Annotated in this window: 1 protein-coding gene; it reads right to left on the bottom strand. The window is 72.3% G+C overall.

The window, feature by feature from the left end:
• Positions 1-318 (bottom strand): hypothetical protein (locus tag EN804_RS35940; protein WP_210237397.1); only part of this gene is annotated, 318 nt, incomplete at both ends.

Genomic DNA, 318 nt, shown 5'->3' with positions numbered 1-318 from the left:
GCCGCCCTTGTAGAAGCCTGCGCCCTGCGGGCCGCGGAACGTCACCACGCCCAGGCCGGCGGCAAGACCCTTGTGGTACCGGGCCGCAGGCAGCTCTGGCTGCAGCGTGGGAAACTGGCTGGCGGTGGTGATCGGCAGCTGCGGCCGCACCAGCTCCCTGCGCATTGAAGCCGACAGCCCGTCGCCGCGCACGTAGCCGGCGGCGAAGCGGGCCATGTCGGCGATCGTGGTGTCCATCGAACCGGCCGCACGCACGCGGCTGCGTTCATCGTGCGGCGCCGTATCGCCTTCGGCGGTCCAGCCGTCGGCCAGGTTGCC

This window comes from Mesorhizobium sp. M8A.F.Ca.ET.161.01.1.1 (assembly GCF_004792105.1).
Lineage (GTDB): Bacteria > Pseudomonadota > Alphaproteobacteria > Rhizobiales > Rhizobiaceae > Mesorhizobium.
Note: the sequence above shows the minus strand (reverse complement) of the source record. Positions and strands in the feature narration are given on the sequence as shown.